This is a genomic window from Paenibacillus sp. oral taxon 786 str. D14 (assembly GCF_000159955.1).
In the GTDB taxonomy this organism is placed as follows: Bacteria; Bacillota; Bacilli; order Paenibacillales; family Paenibacillaceae; genus Fontibacillus; species Fontibacillus phoenicis.
Genome location: NZ_GG695997.1, coordinates 1 through 15,857, shown reverse-complemented (window position 1 = coordinate 15,857; position 15,857 = coordinate 1). Strand labels below are relative to the sequence as shown.

Sequence of the window (15,857 nt, the reverse complement as noted above, 5' to 3'; positions counted from 1 at the left end):
TAAGGAGGCTAACGATGGATTACCGCGTAATCAAAGAAGGGGAGCTGTTTATGCTCTCTGGGCTGAACGGCGACATTGGCCGGCACAATGAGCAGGGATTTGGATTATACGCGCAGGATACGCGCTTCTTAAGCCGCTTTGAGCTGGAGGTGGACGGCGGGAAGCCCGTGCTTCTGTCTTCCGCAGGCGACAAAAGTTATGTAGCCAGCTTCCGGCTTATCAAGGAAGCCAAGGATGACGGAGCGATTGAAGTTACACGCGACCGCTTCATCTATAATGGCAGACTTTATGAACGCATTGCCTTGACGAATTATTTTCCACGGGAGATCGCCTTTGATGTATCCGTTTCGTTCGATGCGGACTTTCAAGACATGTTCCTGGTTCGCAAATACCGCACGGGGGAAGTTGGCAAGGTGGAAGGAGTTGTCGTCGGGGATCAGAATATGACGTTCCGGTATCTTGGAGCAGATCAGGAAACAAGACAAACGAGGATCGCCTGGGACGCTAAAGGCGGATGGGCGGATGACGGCGGGACGGTTACGTTCCCATTGTCCTTGAAGATCCAAGAGACATGGCAAGTTACGTTTCAAGTTGTCCCGATGGCGGACAAGCTGCTTCCAGCGGACACGCCGCTTAGTTTTGATGAAGGGCTGCAGCGGCTGGAGCAGTCGTACGAAGCTTGGTATGCGGACAACACCCGTATCGCTTCCGATTCCCCGGTATTTAACGAATTGTACCGGCGCGGGGTACAGGACTTGCGTATGTTGACGACGGATATCGGCTACGGTGAGACGACGGTTGCGGGACTGCCTTGGTTTGCTGTTCCGTTTGGCCGGGACAGCTTGATCACCTCGCTCTTCATGCTCCCGATTAACCCTCGGCACGCCGTGGGAACGTTAAGAACGTTAGCGGCCTATCAGGGGGAGCAGGTCGACCCGTGGCGAGACGAACAGCCGGGCAAAATCATGCACGAGATCCGCTTCGGCGAGCTGGTGACCACGAAACAATCGCCGTTCTCCCCGTACTACGGCACGATCGATTCAACACCGTTGTTCCTTGTTTTGATCGGCGAATACTACCGTTGGACCGGCGACCTCGCTTTGGTGGAGGAGTTGCGGCCGAACATAATGCGCGCATTGGCTTATATCGATGCGTCCATGCAGTCGGGCTCAGGGTTTATGGCTTATAAGCAGGAAGCGGACAAAGGCTTCCCGAACCAGGGCTGGAAGGATTCCGCCAATTCGATTATGCATGAACACGGAGCTTACGCGGATTCGCCAATTGCGCTGGCTGAGGTGCAAGGGTACGTCTACCAGGCGAAGCATTCGCTGGCGCCGCTGTTCGAGCTGATGGGTGAGCCGGAGACGGCCCGCCGGCTGGAGGCGGAAGCGGAAGAACTGAAAGCGCGGTTCGAGTCGGCTTTCTGGATGGAGGACGAGCAATGCTACGCGATCGCCTTGGACAAAGATTTGCGCCAAGTCCGCAGCGTCAGTTCGAATCCGGGGCATCTGCTGATGAGCGGAATGCCCGAGGCTTCTCGCGCCAAGGCGCAGGCCGGGCGGATGATGAAGCCGGATATGTTTAACGGGTACGGCATTCGGACGATGAGTACGGAATCTACCGGCTATTACCCGATGAGTTATCATAACGGCAGCGTATGGCCGCATGACAACGCCATGATCTTGCTTGGCCTTGGCAAGCTCGGCTTCAAGCAGGAGGCGGAGCAAGTTATCTCGGGATTGCTGAACGCTTCGGTGCATTTCGAGTACCAGCGCTTGCCGGAGCTGTTCTGCGGTCATGACGCGGGTCTGGGCCATCCGGTTCCGTACCCGACGACCTGCTCGCCGCAAGCTTGGGCGGCCGGCACATCGATCGTCTTCCTGCAGGCGATGCTGGGGCTGTACCCCGATGCGCTCCGCCGGGAAATCGCATTGTCGCCGTTCCTTGTGCAAGGCATGAACCAGCTGGAGGCAACGCATATCGCGATCGGCGGCGGGCACTTGTCGGTTCGCGTTACGCGGAACGCGGACGGCAGCACCTTCTCCGTCGAGATTCTGGAGAACACCACAGGTTATACCGTGGTTGAATAAGCTCTCCTACCTCTGACCTTCCTTTGGGAAGGTTGGAGGTATTTTTTTGCCCAAAGCCTGCAATATCCTGACAATGCTCAACTTAAGGGCTAATGTATGCTATAATATTGAGCCAGTAGTTCGATAATGAAAAAAAGGATGGTAATGCCTAACATGATCAGTACTAACGGTGTGACGCTCCGGTATGGAAAACGGACACTTTTCGAAGATGTAAATATAAAATTCACCCCCGGCAACTGCTACGGTTTGATCGGGGCCAACGGGGCGGGCAAGTCGACGTTCCTGAAAATTCTCTCCGGCGAGATCGAGCCCAACCAAGGCGAAGTGTTTATGACGCCGGGCGAACGTTTAGCGGTCCTCAAGCAGAACCACTATGAATACGACGAGTACCCCGTGCTGGAAACGGTGATCATGGGTCACGGCCGGTTGTATTCGATTATGAAAGAGAAGGATGCGCTGTACGCCAAACCCGATTTCTCCGAAGAGGACGGCCTGCGTGCAGGCGAACTGGAGGGCGAATTCGCTGAGTTGAACGGCTGGGAAGCCGAGTCGGATGCAGCGGCGCTGCTGATTGGCCTTGGCATTCCACGCGAGCTGCACGATAAGAAGATGGCCGAGCTGAGCGGCAACGAGAAGGTGCGCGTGCTGTTGGCGCAAGCGTTGTTTGGTCGCCCGAATAACCTGCTCCTGGACGAACCAACGAACCACTTGGACCTCGAATCGATCCAGTGGCTGGAGAACTTCCTGATGGACTACGAAGGCACCGTTATCGTCGTATCCCATGACCGTCACTTCCTGAATAAGGTATGTACGCATATCGCGGATATCGACTTCGGTAAAATCCAGTTGTACGTCGGCAACTACGACTTCTGGTACGAATCCAGCCAGTTGGCGCTGCAAATGCAGCGGGACGCCAACAAGAAGAAGGAAGAGAAGATCAAGGAGCTGCAAGCCTTTATTCAACGTTTCTCGGCGAACGCTTCGAAATCGAAGCAAGCGACCTCGCGGAAGAAGCAGCTCGAGAAAATTACGCTGGAGGACATCCGTCCGTCCAACCGGAAATATCCGTTCCTGCACTTCAAGGCAGAGCGTGAAGCGGGCAAGCAGCTGCTGACCGTGGACGGGCTGACCAAAACGATCGAAGGCGAAAAGGTCTTGGATAACGTCAGCTTCGTCGTAAACAAAGGCGACAAAATCGCCTTCGTCGGACCCAACAGCGTGCCGAAAACAACGTTGTTCCAAATCGTCATGGGCGAGTTGGAAGCCGACAGCGGGGAATACAGCTGGGGGATTACAACTTCGCAGGCGTATTTTCCGAAGGACAACTCCCGTTATTTCGATGGGGTGGACCTGAATCTGGTGGAATGGCTGCGCCAATATTCGCCGAAGGATCAGGACGAAACGTTCCTGCGCGGCTTCCTTGGACGGATGCTATTCTCCGGCGAAGAAGCGCTGAAGAAAGCGAGCGTATTGTCCGGGGGCGAGAAGGTTCGCTGCATGCTGGCCAAAATGATGCTGAACGGCGCAAACGTGCTGTTGTTTGACGAGCCGACCAACCACCTCGATCTTGAATCGATTACGGCGCTCAACAACGGGTTGATCGACTTTGATGGCACGATCCTCTTCACGTCGCATGACCATCAGTTCATCCAAACGATCGCCAACCGCATCATTGAAATTACGCCAAACGGCATCATTGATCGCGTTATGACATACGACGAATATCTGGAGAGCGAAGAGATTCAAAATCTGCGGAAATCGATGTATCCGGAAGAAGTAAAATAAATAACCCAAAAGCCGCACGGGCAGTTCTTCGGAACTGCTGCGTGCGGCTTTTTGCGCTGATTCTTACGAGCCGCCCGTCCGGCGGCGCTGGTTGTTCGGTTTCTTATTATTTTGGCTCTTCAGTGTTTTGGTTTGAAAACTGTCTTTCAATCCCGGTTTGTTGCCGTTTTGCTGCTGCTGCTTTTTCTGTTGCAGTTTTTGGCGCATCGCTTCGGCCAAATCGATTTTACGTGGTTCTTCATTTTCCGTCACGCTGATCATCTCCTTGACATTGGAAAGGGGGTGTCCCTATTTTATACGTTTTTAAATGCGCGTACAACGGGAATAATGATGAAGGCTTGCTTTTCCCGGGGGCAACACTGTTTCTCTAGACTTACACGGGGTTGATTTGCTACGATGATTAAACGCTTCTGATGTTTTAGAAATGAGAGTTTGAAGAAGTAGGTTATTGGCTTCGGGGAGAAGTCTGGAGGTGCGGGGCTTGGATATTTACGACGATATACGCAAAGGGGAACGCGGGGCTTGGGTAAGCATTGCCGCTTATTTACTGCTGTCCGCTTTTAAATTGATCAGCGGGTTTGTGTTTGATTCAAGCGCGCTGCTTGCCGACGGGTTTAACAACCTTACGGATATCGTGGCCTCGGTGGCGGTGCTGATTGGACTTAAAATCTCACAGAAGCCGCCGGACTCCGACCATGCTTACGGCCATTTCCGTGCGGAAACGATTGCTGCATTAGTAGCTTCATTTATTATGGCGATGGTCGGTATTCAAGTCATCTTTGGCGCGGTTTGGTCGTTGGTTGAAGGTGTGCATAACGAGCCTGACATCCTGTCGGCTGCGGTTGCTATCGTTTGTGCTCTGGCGATGGGCGGGGTTTATGTCTATAATCGGAGACTGGCCAAACAAATTAACAATCAGGCGCTTATGGCGGCGGCCAAGGATAATTTGTCGGATGCGCTGGTGAGTGCGGGCGCAGCGGTTGGGATTATCGGGGCTCAATTCGGGCTGCCGTGGCTGGACGTGGTTGCCGCGATTGCGGTAGGCTTGCTTATTTGCAAAACCGCCTGGGATATTTTCCGCCAGTCGACGCATAATCTGACCGATGGATTTGATGAAAGGGAGCTGGGCGACCTGCGCAGCACCATTGCCCGGACCCAAGGCGTGGAAGGGATCAAGGACTTAAAGGCCCGGGTTCACGGCAACCATGTGCTGGTCGATGTCGTGATTGAAGTGGATCCGCAGTTGACGGTTATCGAAAGCCATGAGATCAGCGACTGGGTTGAGGAACGGATGAGAAGGAAGCAAAACGTCATGCATGTTCACGTCCATGTTGAACCTAAAGAAAGATAGGACTCGATTTGGACGGGAAGTCATAAGGATGATCGAAGAATCAGGATCAAGGCAAATCATGCCCGAATGGACAGGCCTAAGGTAACATTTACCAAGCCCGCTGTTCGGGTTTTTTTGGCTAAAAAATAGGCGATTGTCCCTAAAAAATAGGTAAATTGGATAAATTGGAATTATTATGAAATTGATGCAGTTGCATGCGAAATCGGGTACTTTTGTTGCAGAAATCCAGTGCTATTGCCCGGGAGGTGTTTACATAGGTTACATTCGACCGGATTTTATAGGTCGCGTGTCTCTAATTTCAACATGTAAAAACTAGGGCCATTGTCTTTGAATGCGCTTTCCTATAAAGTGATCTTCGACCGATTTAGACTAATTTCGACAATCGCTATAATGGGTGCAAGACCAAAGAAAGGAGGATTGGAACGCAGGCTAACAACTAGATTTATTACATTAGGAGGCAGGATAACACCCATGAAACGAAGCGTAGCGATCACATTATTGAGTGCCATTCTTCTCTCTACTTATACAGCTGTTCCTCATCAGGCATCAGCCGCAACTGCAACCTCACAATCGATCACCAAAGGCCATATTGTCGGCGGAGTCAATTTCCGTGACCAACCTTCCCTTTCGGGTAAAGTGATTGGTTTTCTCAAAAAGGGCTCCGAAGTCACCGTATTGGATCAAAGCAATAAATATTTCTATCTAGTGAAAACCGAAGATGGGAGCATAGGTTACGTCAGTTCGAACGAAAAGTACATTCAACTGGAAGCCGTGAACACCGCTCCTTCCCAACCTTTGCTTAATTTGCCGGCAACGGTGACGTACGGCGTCAACCTGCGCGATCAACCGTCCACCTCGGGCAACGTCATCACGATGCTTCGCAAAGGTACCACATTAACGATTCTCGAGCAAAGCAATGAGCATTTCTATAAAGTACAGACGAACGACGGGACGATTGGTTACGTTAGTACGATAGATAAATATTTGGAAATTGGCGGACAATCCAGCACGCCGCAGCCAACACCAACTCCCGCTCCTTCCAGTGGGATTAGCCAGCAAATCGAGCAGGTGATTCAGGCCGGTATGAAATACCTCGGCACTCCGTACGAGTACGGCTCCAGCCGCAGCAATACGAATACGTTTGATTGCTCTGATTTCGTAAGACAAGCCTATAAGGATGCCTTGGGCATTACGCTTCCTGCGGATTCCCGCAAGCAAGGGGATTACATAAAGAGCAATGGAACGGCCGTATATCGCATCGATCAATTGAAGCGCGGCGATCTGGTCTTCTTCATGAGCTATAAAGGCTCTTCGGCCAAGTCCTACCAGGGAATCGACAAGCAAAGCCAGCGGATTACCCACGTCGCGATCTATCTTGGCAACGGCCAGCTCCTGCACACGTATTCCAATGAATCCGGCGGGGTTATCGTCGACAAGCTCGACGGCTCCTGGGTTTACCGCTTTATGTTTGGCGGCAGCGTCCTGAAATAAATCTAATCATGCCGTTTGGCCCCGTTCTTGGGATGGAGGAGGCCAAGCGGCTTTTTCGATTTAAGGTCGATAGAATTACGGTTCTTCGCACACTTCCGCCCATTTTCGTGTATAGTTAAGGAAAGACGGGTGAACGCCCAAGGACGGAAAGCGAGGAACAAGGTATGATTTGGGAGATCAGCGTGGCGGTGGCTGCGGCGGCTTTTGTGGTGCTTGTCGTTTATTTGGTCAAAACGCTGAAAGCGGCGGAGCATTCGCTGAAGACAACCACCGAAACATTGAAGGACGTACAAAAAACGATCGATGAGTTGGGCAGCGACGTCCGGCAGGTCGTCCGGCAAGCGAATGAACTGACCAGCGATATCCAGCACAAAATGAAGCAGATTGACCCGCTGATGGAATCGGTTAAACATGCGGGGGAAGTGCTAAGTGAAGTGACGTTGGCAACAAAGCAGGTTTCGGCAGCCCTTGCCCGCCGTATCGCCAGCCGTCCGCTGTCGGCCAAGCGTAAAGCTCCGGCATCTCCGGCCCCGGCAACTTCTGTACCTTCACTCCAGCCGCTGCAAGCTGAAGGAGAGCAGCCGGAGCAAGAAACGAATCGTAAATCGGCGAATTGGGTCAAATGGGTGGATGTCGCCGCCGATGTCTGGCAGAAGTATCGGAGTTAAGCGGACGTGAAGCGGCCATTCCATTTGCCGTTTCAACCAAAGATGGACTGGGTAATGTACTATGTTACTCAAGCCTTGCCCGCATTGTGAATCGAGAAGGAACGGGAAAGCGCCCCGTTCCTTCTTTTTTCACTATGATTCGTATAGCACTTCTAAGTCTCATTGGATAAGGAGATTATGATGCGAATATTGATCGTTGACGACAATCCGACAAATACCATGATCATTCGTGAGATTTTAAAGAAGGAAAACTACCGCAACACAGTCACCGTAACTTCGGCCCGGGACATGTTCGAGCGGCTCGGCGTCAAAAATTTGGATGCGGTTGAAGAAAGCGGGCCATCCGATGTGGATTTGATCCTGCTGGATATGATGATGCCGGAGATGGACGGGATTCAGGCTTGTCGGATTTTGCAGCGCTCCGAGCATCTGAAGGAGATTCCCATTATCGTAGTCACGGCCGTTGGGGATTCCCACAAGCTGGCGGAAGCGTTGGATGCCGGAGCTGTGGATTATGTGACGAAACCGATCAACAAGGTGGAGCTGATGGCGCGGATTCGCCTGGCTCTGCGGCTGAAGCTGGAGAAGGACTGGCACCGTAACCGGGATCAGCGCATCCAGGAGGAATTGAAGCTTGCGTCGCTTGTTCAAAACGCTGTCCTTAGCCCCCCGATCCATGATTCGGAGGTCGAAATCGATGCCCTATACAAGCCTTCCTATGAATTGGCAGGAGATTTGTACTCCTGGTACTCGCTTGGTGAGGGGAAGTATGCGGTGATCCTGCTGGATATGATGGGTCACGGCATTTCTTCTTCCCTCTTCTGTATGTTCATCTCCTCTGTTCTCAAAGATACCGTGTTTACCTATGTGGAACCGAAGCTGGTTATTGAAGAGTTAAACCGTCGCTTTATCCAGCTGCATATCGAAAGCAAATTGATTCAATATTATTTCACCGCCATCTATCTTGTGGTGGATACCCGGCGCAAAGTGATCGAATACGTGAATGCCGGACATCCGCCTGCCCTCCTGTACACGAACAATAAGCAACCCGTTCGTTTGGATCAAGTGGGGCCGCCCGTAGGCTTGTTTCATGGAATCGAAACGCATCCGCAGATTCTACATTACGAAGGACCAGGCCATCTCGTCCTCTACACCGACGGGTTGATGGATGGACAGGAGGATTCCTTAGAGGCACGTCAGGCGTGGCTGGAGGAGCAGTTAAATACCTGCAGCCATCACTTCGACCGCGAGATGATGAGCCGGTTGTTCTTCGAAGATGCCGTCCCGCTGAACAGAGAAGACGATAAATGTCTGGTATGGATCTCGTTCAAATGATCCCCTTGATTCAGCAGTGGACAAGCTGGGTTATGTTGTATTAAGAAAACCTATTCCAGGGAGAGTATTTCATGAATACAAGAAAAAGTTTGAAATTTTCCACCACAACACAACGGGAAAACGGAGTTTGTACCGTATCGCTGCGCGGTGAGCTGGACTTGTCTGCAGCGCCAGACTTCCGTAAGGTGATGGACCCGCTGGTTGGCATCGATGACGCGGATTTAGTCCTGAATCTGAAGGAATTGAAATACATCGACAGCACCGGAATCGGAATTTTTCTGTCCATCTTAAAGGCTAGGCAAGGGATGAACTCGAGTTTTTACGTGCAGGAAGTACCGGACCATATCCGGAAGCTGTTTGAAATGACTGGGATCGCTAAGTTTTTCGCGGAGCAGAAGAACTCCCAATAAGGAAAGGATCGAGTCTTAATGGTAGAGGAAACAGAGAGAATTGTCATCAGCCTTCCGGCGACAGCCGAATATGTGGATATTGTAAGGCTGAATCTTTACGGTATCGCATCGAAAATGGGATTTTCGTATGAGGAAATCGAAGACATGAAGGTGGCGGTATCCGAAGCATGCAACAATACCGTGTTATATGCGTACAAGCAGGATGCCGGCAAAATGGAGATCACGTTTGAGATCTTAACCGATGCTTTGTCGATTACGGTCAAAGATGAAGGGGAGAGCTTTAAACCGTGGCGACAGGCTGGAGGCGTGACTCTGCACGAAAAAGAGTTGAGTGAGGCTCCGATTGGCGGATTAGGCTTCTATCTGATGCAGGCGCTCATGGACGACGTCCGCGTGGAAACGCAATCCGGAAAAGGAACGAGGGTGACGATGGTCCGCCGACTCCAGAGGAGTGAGGAGAAGGTATGACTGATCGTGCGGCTCCCCAAGCGTCATTTCAGGAATCTACCCGCCTCATTCAGCAGTACCAGCAAACCAGGGACAATGAGATCGCCACGCAGTTAATCCAGAAATACGATTCGATGGTCAAAATGGCCGCCGGCAAAATCGCCCGAAATCGGCCGGATTTGTACGAAGACCTGTACCAGGTGGGCGAAATGGCATTGGTTCGTTTGCTGCAGCAGTATGACAGCGATCTGGGTATTCCGTTTGAACCGTATGCGATGAAGAGTATGATCGGGCATATGAAAAATTATTTGCGTGACAAGTCTTGGTATATTCAAGTGCCGCGGCGAATTAAGGAAAAGGGAGCGCTGGTTCAGCAGGCGATCGATGAGCTGACGCTGAAGCTGGAGCGATCTCCCAATGTGCAGGAGATCGCGGAGTATCTGGAGCTCTCGGTTGAAGAAACGGTTGAGGTGCTGGCCGGCCGGGATTGTTATCATTACGTGTCCCTGGATTCGCCCTTATCACCGGATGAAAGCGCCGTAACGCTGGGCGAAGTGATCAGCGCGGATGCAGATGATTACGATGCGCTTGAGAACCGGATGGATTTGCAACAAGCGCTGGGACAATTGAAGGCGCAAGAGCAGCAGGTTTTGCTGATGGCCTATCAGGAGGGGCAATCCCAAAGGGCCATTGCCCGGAAGCTGGGCATCTCTCAGATGAGTGTATCCCGCATTCAGAAGCGAGCGACCGAACGGCTGAAGCAAATCATGAATCATATGAACACCACTTAAATGCGTTGCCTGGGGATTGGGGGCAGCGCTTTTTTTGGTTATGTCTATTGCCCGGGATCGGGCAGCAAGCCGTCCTTCTTGTCTTCCCGGTTCGTTTGCATCGCCTCCATGTCTTCTCCCAACTGAATCAAATCCTCCATGTCATTCACCATGGATCCGTTCTCCGCTTCTTCGATATCTTTATGCTCGGGATATGCGCCGGCTTGGGCAGCACGGATTTGCCCCGCGACATACTGCTCCTGCAGGTCCTCGGGTTGGGTCATGGACGATTCCTCCTTTGTTCTCGTATGAAACCGTAAATAGTTTGCACAAACGGCCATATATCGTATACCTGGCGCTCTCTTGATTCTTGCAGGACGTTCTATAGCCAGCGGGCTTCCAAAGTACTATACTGTGTAGGAATGGAGCAAAATGAGCAGGGAATGGATCAGGTTAAGGAGAGAACATGAGATGAACTATAACGAAGCTTTGCTGGTTAATGAATATCGCGGGGGGCTGCTGGAATGCGCCCACTATGGTCATATTTGCGTCGTTGATGAACAAGGGAACATTGTGGGGCAGGCAGGGAATCCCCGAGCCACCGTATTTACCCGCTCTGCGGCCAAGCCGATTCAGGCGATTCCGGGGATTCGCGCCGGGATGAAGGAGGCTTATGGTCTAACGGACGAGGAGATTGCCATCATGGCCGCTTCGCATCGGGCCGAGGAGATCCACGTCGAGACGCTCAATCGACTGCTGGAGAAGACGGGGCTTACGGAAGAACGGCTCGTATGCGCCCCCAGCCTGCCACTGGATCGGGTCGCCAAGGAACAGCTGCTTCGACAAGGCGGAACGTACCGTCGAATCTACCATAATTGCTCGGGCAAACATTTAGGCGTTCTCGCCTATTGCAAAATGAAAGGATACCCGCTGGAAAGCTATAATCATCCGGAGCATCCGGTTCAGAAGGAAATCTTGGTGACGCTGGCCGGCTTGGCGGGGATTCCGGAAGCGCAGATTTCGCTGGGGACGGATGGCTGCGGTTTTCCTGTTTTCGCCCTCCCGTTATCCGCTTTGGCTTCCGCCTATTTGAAGCTGGCATGTCCGGATTTGATCGAGGATTCGGCTACCGCTGAGGCGGTCAGAGTCATTACCGGCGCTATGAACCGCCAACCCTTGCTGGTTGCCGGCACCGGGCGGATCGATTCGATCCTGCTGGGCGATCCGAATATCGTGGCCAAAGGCGGTTTTAAAGGGGTTTATGCGTTTGCTCTGCGCCGCGAGCGCCTAGGGATCACGTTTAAAATTCAGGACGGCTCCGAGGAGGAGTGGGGAATGATCGCTTTATCCGTGCTGGAGCAGCTCGGATACGAAAACGAGGGAACGCTGCAGAAGCTCCGCGAAGCATTCCCGTCTTCGATCAAGAACGATGAGGGCTGGGAAGTAGGGCAAGCCGAAATCGCGTTTCAGCTGGAACGCTAACTCTGACTTAGAGCAGCTTGCCGGTTAGGCTTTATTCCGCAGTCTCCCCAGCTCTTGGGCGAGCGCTTCAACTTCGGAGATGCTAAGCCGCTCTTTGCTCATGACGATGTCATAAACATCGCGGATATCATCATATTGGTTAACGTGGAATGCGGACGCCGACATCGCCGCTGCGGAGGCCATTTTCAACTTGCTTTTGATCGCTTCGATCATGAACTCGATATTTTCCTTGCTCTTGATGGATAGATCCATAAGTTTTCATCCTTCCGATTTATGGGTTATTAGCTATTGTACCACGAGGGAAGCGGTTCATGAAATTTTGCGGTCCGGCGTCCGAATGCGTTACAATCAGGTTACGAAATACCGGGAGGGAGCGTGTCTAGGTCATGCAGGAACAGAAGGAATGGCCGGCAGCGGGAGTAAACCGGAGGAAGCTGAACGGCGGGGAGCTGGCGGCTTTTTTTGCAGACATTCGTGCCCGGCATCTTCGTGAGGACGTTACCTTTCTATGCATCGGTACGGACCGGTCGACGGGAGACGCACTGGGGCCGTTGGTGGGAACGAAGCTGACCGAGCTGGGATTTGAGCACGTCATCGGGACGCTCCGCGAGCCGTGTGACGCCACCAATCTGGAGAGGCGCATGGCCGAAATCCCCGAGGGCCGCGTGATCATCGCCATCGATGCCTGCCTGGGCATGGCCGATTCCGTGGGAACGTACCTCGTGTCCAGCCAGCCTTTGCAACCGGCTCAATCCGTCGGGGCCAGCTTGCCGGAGGTCGGGCATTACAGCATTGCCGCAGTCGTTAACGTCAACGGCCCCAAGCCCTATTGGACGCTGCAGATGACCTCGCTATACAAGGTCATGCAAATGGCCGATGAAATCGCGGGCGCTGCGGCATCGGCATTTCGGTGAAGGGTTGGATCCGAAGATGACTTTTTGAACAACCAGTTCAAATAAGAGTTCAAAAAGTTAGGTTTGGAGTACCGAGAAGGTTGGATGAAGCTAGGGAGTGAGTAGCGGAGCGTAGATAGAATCTAAGTGAGCAACGGAGCGACCGGCTGAATTCAAGATTCGATGTCGAATGCGTTTCATGGTTTACATCGTGATCCAAAGATAACTTTTTGAACAACCTCTAAAAATTGAGATGAAAGTGGGTAGCGTAATGGACAAAGTAACAGTTAACGGAACAACGATCGCCTATGAACAACAAGGACAGGGCGAAACAGTAGTTTTGCTGCACGGTTTTTGCGGCAGCTCCGCTTACTGGGAGAAGGTTCAGCCGCTGCTTGCCGAACAATATCAGGTCATCGCCCCCGATCTTCGGGGCCACGGGGCCACAACTGCGCCAGTCGGCGCGTATACGATCGATCAAATGGCGGACGATGTCGCAGGTCTGATGGAGGCATTGGGCATCACCAAGTACACGCTGCTTGGTCATTCGATGGGAGGCTACACTGCCCTATCGTTGGCTCAGCGGTATGCAGATCGGTTAAATGCCTTTGGTCTGATCCATTCAACCGGCTATCCGGACAGTGAGGAAGCCAAGGAGAAACGGCTTCAGGCGGTTTCCCGCATTCGGTCCGAAGGCATCACCCACTTTGTAGATGGGCTCGTGCCGGGGTTGTTTGCACCGGACAATGTCAGCAAACTTGGAGCTGAAGTGGATCGCGTGAAGGAGATTGGCTACAAGACGCCGCCTCAAGGGGCAACGGGAGCCGCGCTGGCGATGCGCGAGCGGCCTGACCGCCGAGACGTGATGGAATCGACAGCGCTACCGCTGCTGCTGGTCGCAGGTGAAAACGATACCGTCGTACCGATGGCGCGGCTGTTTACGACCGAAGGACCCAACGTCACAAAGGCGGTCATCAAAGGCGCGGGCCACATGAGCATGTACGAAGCGCCGGAGCAGCTCACAGCCGTCATCGCCGATTTTATGCGCAGCGTCACGGGAAAGACCGTAGAAGTGTAAAACCTAGCAAGTCTAAACAATGTTTCGCAAGAATCAGCTAGTCGAACCGAGGCCAAGGAACCGGAGATTTCATGGGAAACTCCGGTTTTACGGCTTTTTTTGAATTGGCGGGAAGCCAGCCTTGAACTTAGGGACGAGAGGAGGAGTGTCCGTGCTGCGAAGAGATTACCTGATGAAGATGATCGAAGAAATGACGGAAATGCTGGGAAAAGTGTTTATGCTCAAACAGCAGAAAAAGAAGATCGAAGCGTTATGGACGCTCGACGAGCTGTTTAAAGGGCAGTTTCGCTTGAGCTCCCAGCTGCTGGAGAACTTGCCCGCTAAAGACATCGTACGCCTGTTTCAAAGCGGCGGAGAAATCGAGGCGGACAAGCTCCAAAGTCTGTCCCGTCTGCTCAAAGAAGAGGGCGACGTGTACGAGAGCTCTGGAGAGCCGGACGAAGCGGCAAAGCGTTGGATCAAGTCGCTTCATCTTTACTTGACCGCTGCGCTGCATGGTGCGGACCGCTCCCTTTGGGATCTGCCCGCGGCTATTGCTGAGCTGCAATCGCTGTTAAAGCCCTACCGTCTTCCGCCGGACACCGAATGGCTGGTGTTGCAATGGGAAGAAGGTGAAGGCCGCTACGACCAGGCGGAAAATGCACTCTACCGCTTGCTGGAGGAAGGCCATGCCACCAAAGAAGACGCGGTGGAGTTTTACCAGCGATTGCTCGCGCTTCCGCGGGATACGCTTGCGGCTGGGGGCTTGCCGACTGAGGAAGTTGAGGAGGGGCTTGCCGACGTGGAGGCCCGGTTTTGAACAAACGGAATGACTAATATGCAGAAAGGCAGCTGTTAATCAAACATGGAATCACTGCGCAAACTCGCAAACGAACTGGCGGAGAAGGGCAGTCTGATCACGGCAACGATCAGCGGCCGCCGCAGACCGGGGGAGACGGAATACACCAAAGTCCAAATCAAGCCGGTCGAAATCAAAAAGAGCTTACACTATCAATTTGCCTACCACTACCCAAACAAGGTGTTGCATCAAAATATCCCGGCCGCGGCATTTGCGGACGAGCTGACAAAGCTGTTTGAGGAGACGTTCCGGCAAGGATTGCTATGCACGGCGGAGGCCGATTATCAGGTCTTGATCAGCAAGAAGTTCAAGGTCACGATTCTGAAAAAAGCACCGTCACGCAAACCGCTGGGGACGCTGACCCATAATCGGAAGAAGCAATATGTGCTGGAGGAAGGAACGCCGGTTCCGTTTTTGGTGGAGCTGGGGATCATGAACGGGGAAGGCAAGGTGCTTGCCAAAAAGTACGATAAGTTCAAGCAAATCAACCGTTTCCTCGAAATGGTTGAGGACGTCCTTCCTCATTTGCCGACGGGCCGGCCGCTGACGATCGTCGATTTCGGTTGCGGCAAATCCTATTTGACGTTTGCGCTGTATCACTATTTGGCCGTACAGCAGCAAAGAAAGCTGAACGTGATCGGGATGGATCTCAAAGCCGACGTCATCGAGCACTGCAGCGGGTTAGCGCGCAAACTGCAGTATGACGACCTGCGGTTTCTTGTTGGCGACATCGCCGACTATGACGAGCTGAGCGCGGTGGATATGGTTGTAACGCTCCACGCCTGCGACACGGCGACGGATGCGGCGCTAGAGAAAGCGGTGCGCTGGGGTGCGTCGGTCATCCTGTCCGTGCCTTGCTGTCAGCATGAGCTGTTTAACCAGGTGCAAAGCGAGGTGCTGCAGCCGCTGCTGGGACATGGCATCCTGAAGGAGCGCTTCTCCGCATTGGCGACCGATGCGATTCGGGCCAAGCTGCTGGACGTGATGGGCTACAAAACGCAGCTGCTGGAGTTCATCGATATGGAGCATACGCCGAAAAACATTTTGATCCGCGCCGTGAAATCGGGCGGAGGGAACGTTTCGCAGCTCTGGCGGGAGTATACGGCGTTCCGCGATTTCTTAAGCGCCGATCCGTACCTGGAGCGCGCTTGCCGCGATTTGCTGCCGGAGGCGGCAAAGAGCAACTGAAATTGAACCGGTTGGGAGGTGTCCCGACCGG

Annotated in this window: 17 protein-coding genes; 14 read left to right on the top strand and 3 right to left on the bottom strand. The window is 52.9% G+C overall.

Annotation, left to right across the window (positions count from 1 at the left end; translation table 11 throughout):
* Positions 1-14: 14 nt before the first annotated feature.
* Positions 15-2,090: an amylo-alpha-1,6-glucosidase gene (locus POTG_RS20965; protein WP_009226848.1), complete on the top strand. Its 2,076-nt coding sequence runs from the start codon at positions 15-17 to the stop codon at positions 2,088-2,090.
* A gap of 153 nt (positions 2,091-2,243) precedes the next feature.
* A complete protein-coding gene (locus POTG_RS20960; RefSeq protein WP_036646543.1) occupies positions 2,244-3,875 on the top strand; it encodes an ABC-F family ATP-binding cassette domain-containing protein in 1,632 nt (543 codons plus the stop codon).
* Between the two features lie 63 nt (positions 3,876-3,938).
* Here the strand turns inward: POTG_RS20960 and POTG_RS20955 are convergent, their stop codons facing one another.
* Positions 3,939-4,127, bottom strand: coding sequence for a hypothetical protein (locus tag POTG_RS20955; RefSeq protein WP_016310846.1), 189 nt, complete (start codon positions 4,125-4,127; stop codon positions 3,939-3,941).
* A 229-nt stretch (positions 4,128-4,356) separates the two neighbouring features.
* On the opposite strand from POTG_RS20955, the gene POTG_RS20950 reads away from it, so the two are divergent.
* The 7 genes from POTG_RS20950 to POTG_RS20920 all read left to right on the top strand — a co-directional run bounded on the left by POTG_RS20950 (position 4,357) and on the right by POTG_RS20920 (position 10,368).
* A complete protein-coding gene (locus POTG_RS20950) occupies positions 4,357-5,226 on the top strand; it encodes a cation diffusion facilitator family transporter (protein WP_036646542.1) in 870 nt (289 codons plus the stop codon).
* Between the two features lie 471 nt (positions 5,227-5,697).
* Positions 5,698-6,717 (top strand): SH3 domain-containing C40 family peptidase, encoded by a 1,020-nt coding sequence (locus tag POTG_RS20945; protein WP_009226844.1) that lies wholly within the window; start codon positions 5,698-5,700, stop codon positions 6,715-6,717.
* A 164-nt stretch (positions 6,718-6,881) separates the two neighbouring features.
* On the top strand, positions 6,882-7,385 hold the full coding sequence (locus POTG_RS20940) for a DUF948 domain-containing protein (protein WP_009226843.1): 504 nt from the start codon (positions 6,882-6,884) through the stop codon (positions 7,383-7,385).
* A 180-nt stretch (positions 7,386-7,565) separates the two neighbouring features.
* The gene (locus tag POTG_RS20935) at positions 7,566-8,720 is read left to right on the top strand and encodes a PP2C family protein-serine/threonine phosphatase (protein WP_009226842.1); all 1,155 of its coding nucleotides are present in this window, start codon (positions 7,566-7,568) and stop codon (positions 8,718-8,720) included.
* Positions 8,721-8,791: 71 nt separating this feature from the next.
* Positions 8,792-9,130 carry an STAS domain-containing protein gene (locus tag POTG_RS20930; protein WP_009226841.1) on the top strand — a complete coding sequence of 113 codons (339 nt, stop codon included), beginning with the start codon at positions 8,792-8,794 and terminating at the stop codon, positions 9,128-9,130.
* An 18-nt stretch (positions 9,131-9,148) separates the two neighbouring features.
* Positions 9,149-9,598: an anti-sigma B factor RsbW gene (gene rsbW, locus POTG_RS20925; RefSeq protein WP_009226840.1), complete on the top strand. Its 450-nt coding sequence runs from the start codon at positions 9,149-9,151 to the stop codon at positions 9,596-9,598.
* A complete protein-coding gene (locus tag POTG_RS20920) occupies positions 9,595-10,368 on the top strand; it encodes a sigma-70 family RNA polymerase sigma factor (RefSeq protein ID WP_009226839.1) in 774 nt (257 codons plus the stop codon). Before rsbW ends, POTG_RS20920 begins: the two co-directional genes overlap by 4 nt.
* 44 nt (positions 10,369-10,412) lie before the next feature.
* Here POTG_RS20920 and POTG_RS20915 read toward each other — a convergent pair whose 3' ends face one another.
* Positions 10,413-10,631, bottom strand: coding sequence for a hypothetical protein (locus POTG_RS20915; RefSeq protein ID WP_036646540.1), 219 nt, complete (start codon positions 10,629-10,631; stop codon positions 10,413-10,415).
* Between the two features lie 187 nt (positions 10,632-10,818).
* Between POTG_RS20915 and POTG_RS20910 the strand changes: the two genes are divergently transcribed.
* Positions 10,819-11,829: an asparaginase gene (locus tag POTG_RS20910; protein WP_009226837.1), complete on the top strand. Its 1,011-nt coding sequence runs from the start codon at positions 10,819-10,821 to the stop codon at positions 11,827-11,829.
* 24 nt (positions 11,830-11,853) lie between these two features.
* Here the strand turns inward: POTG_RS20910 and POTG_RS20905 are convergent, their stop codons facing one another.
* Positions 11,854-12,081, bottom strand: a complete 228-nt coding sequence (locus tag POTG_RS20905; RefSeq protein ID WP_009226836.1) for a DUF1128 family protein — start codon at positions 12,079-12,081, stop codon at positions 11,854-11,856.
* Positions 12,082-12,215: 134 nt separating this feature from the next.
* On the opposite strand from POTG_RS20905, the gene yyaC reads away from it, so the two are divergent.
* From yyaC to POTG_RS20885, 4 genes are all read left to right on the top strand, one after another.
* Positions 12,216-12,743 (top strand): spore protease YyaC, encoded by a 528-nt coding sequence (gene yyaC / locus POTG_RS20900; RefSeq protein ID WP_009226835.1) that lies wholly within the window; start codon positions 12,216-12,218, stop codon positions 12,741-12,743.
* Between the two features lie 250 nt (positions 12,744-12,993).
* Positions 12,994-13,800 (top strand): alpha/beta fold hydrolase, encoded by an 807-nt coding sequence (locus tag POTG_RS20895; RefSeq protein ID WP_009226834.1) that lies wholly within the window; start codon positions 12,994-12,996, stop codon positions 13,798-13,800.
* Between the two features lie 151 nt (positions 13,801-13,951).
* Positions 13,952-14,599 carry a DUF6483 family protein gene (locus POTG_RS20890; protein WP_036646537.1) on the top strand — a complete coding sequence of 216 codons (648 nt, stop codon included), beginning with the start codon at positions 13,952-13,954 and terminating at the stop codon, positions 14,597-14,599.
* A 45-nt stretch (positions 14,600-14,644) separates the two neighbouring features.
* On the top strand, positions 14,645-15,826 hold the full coding sequence (locus POTG_RS20885) for a class I SAM-dependent methyltransferase (protein WP_009226832.1): 1,182 nt from the start codon (positions 14,645-14,647) through the stop codon (positions 15,824-15,826).
* Positions 15,827-15,857 lie beyond the last annotated feature (31 nt).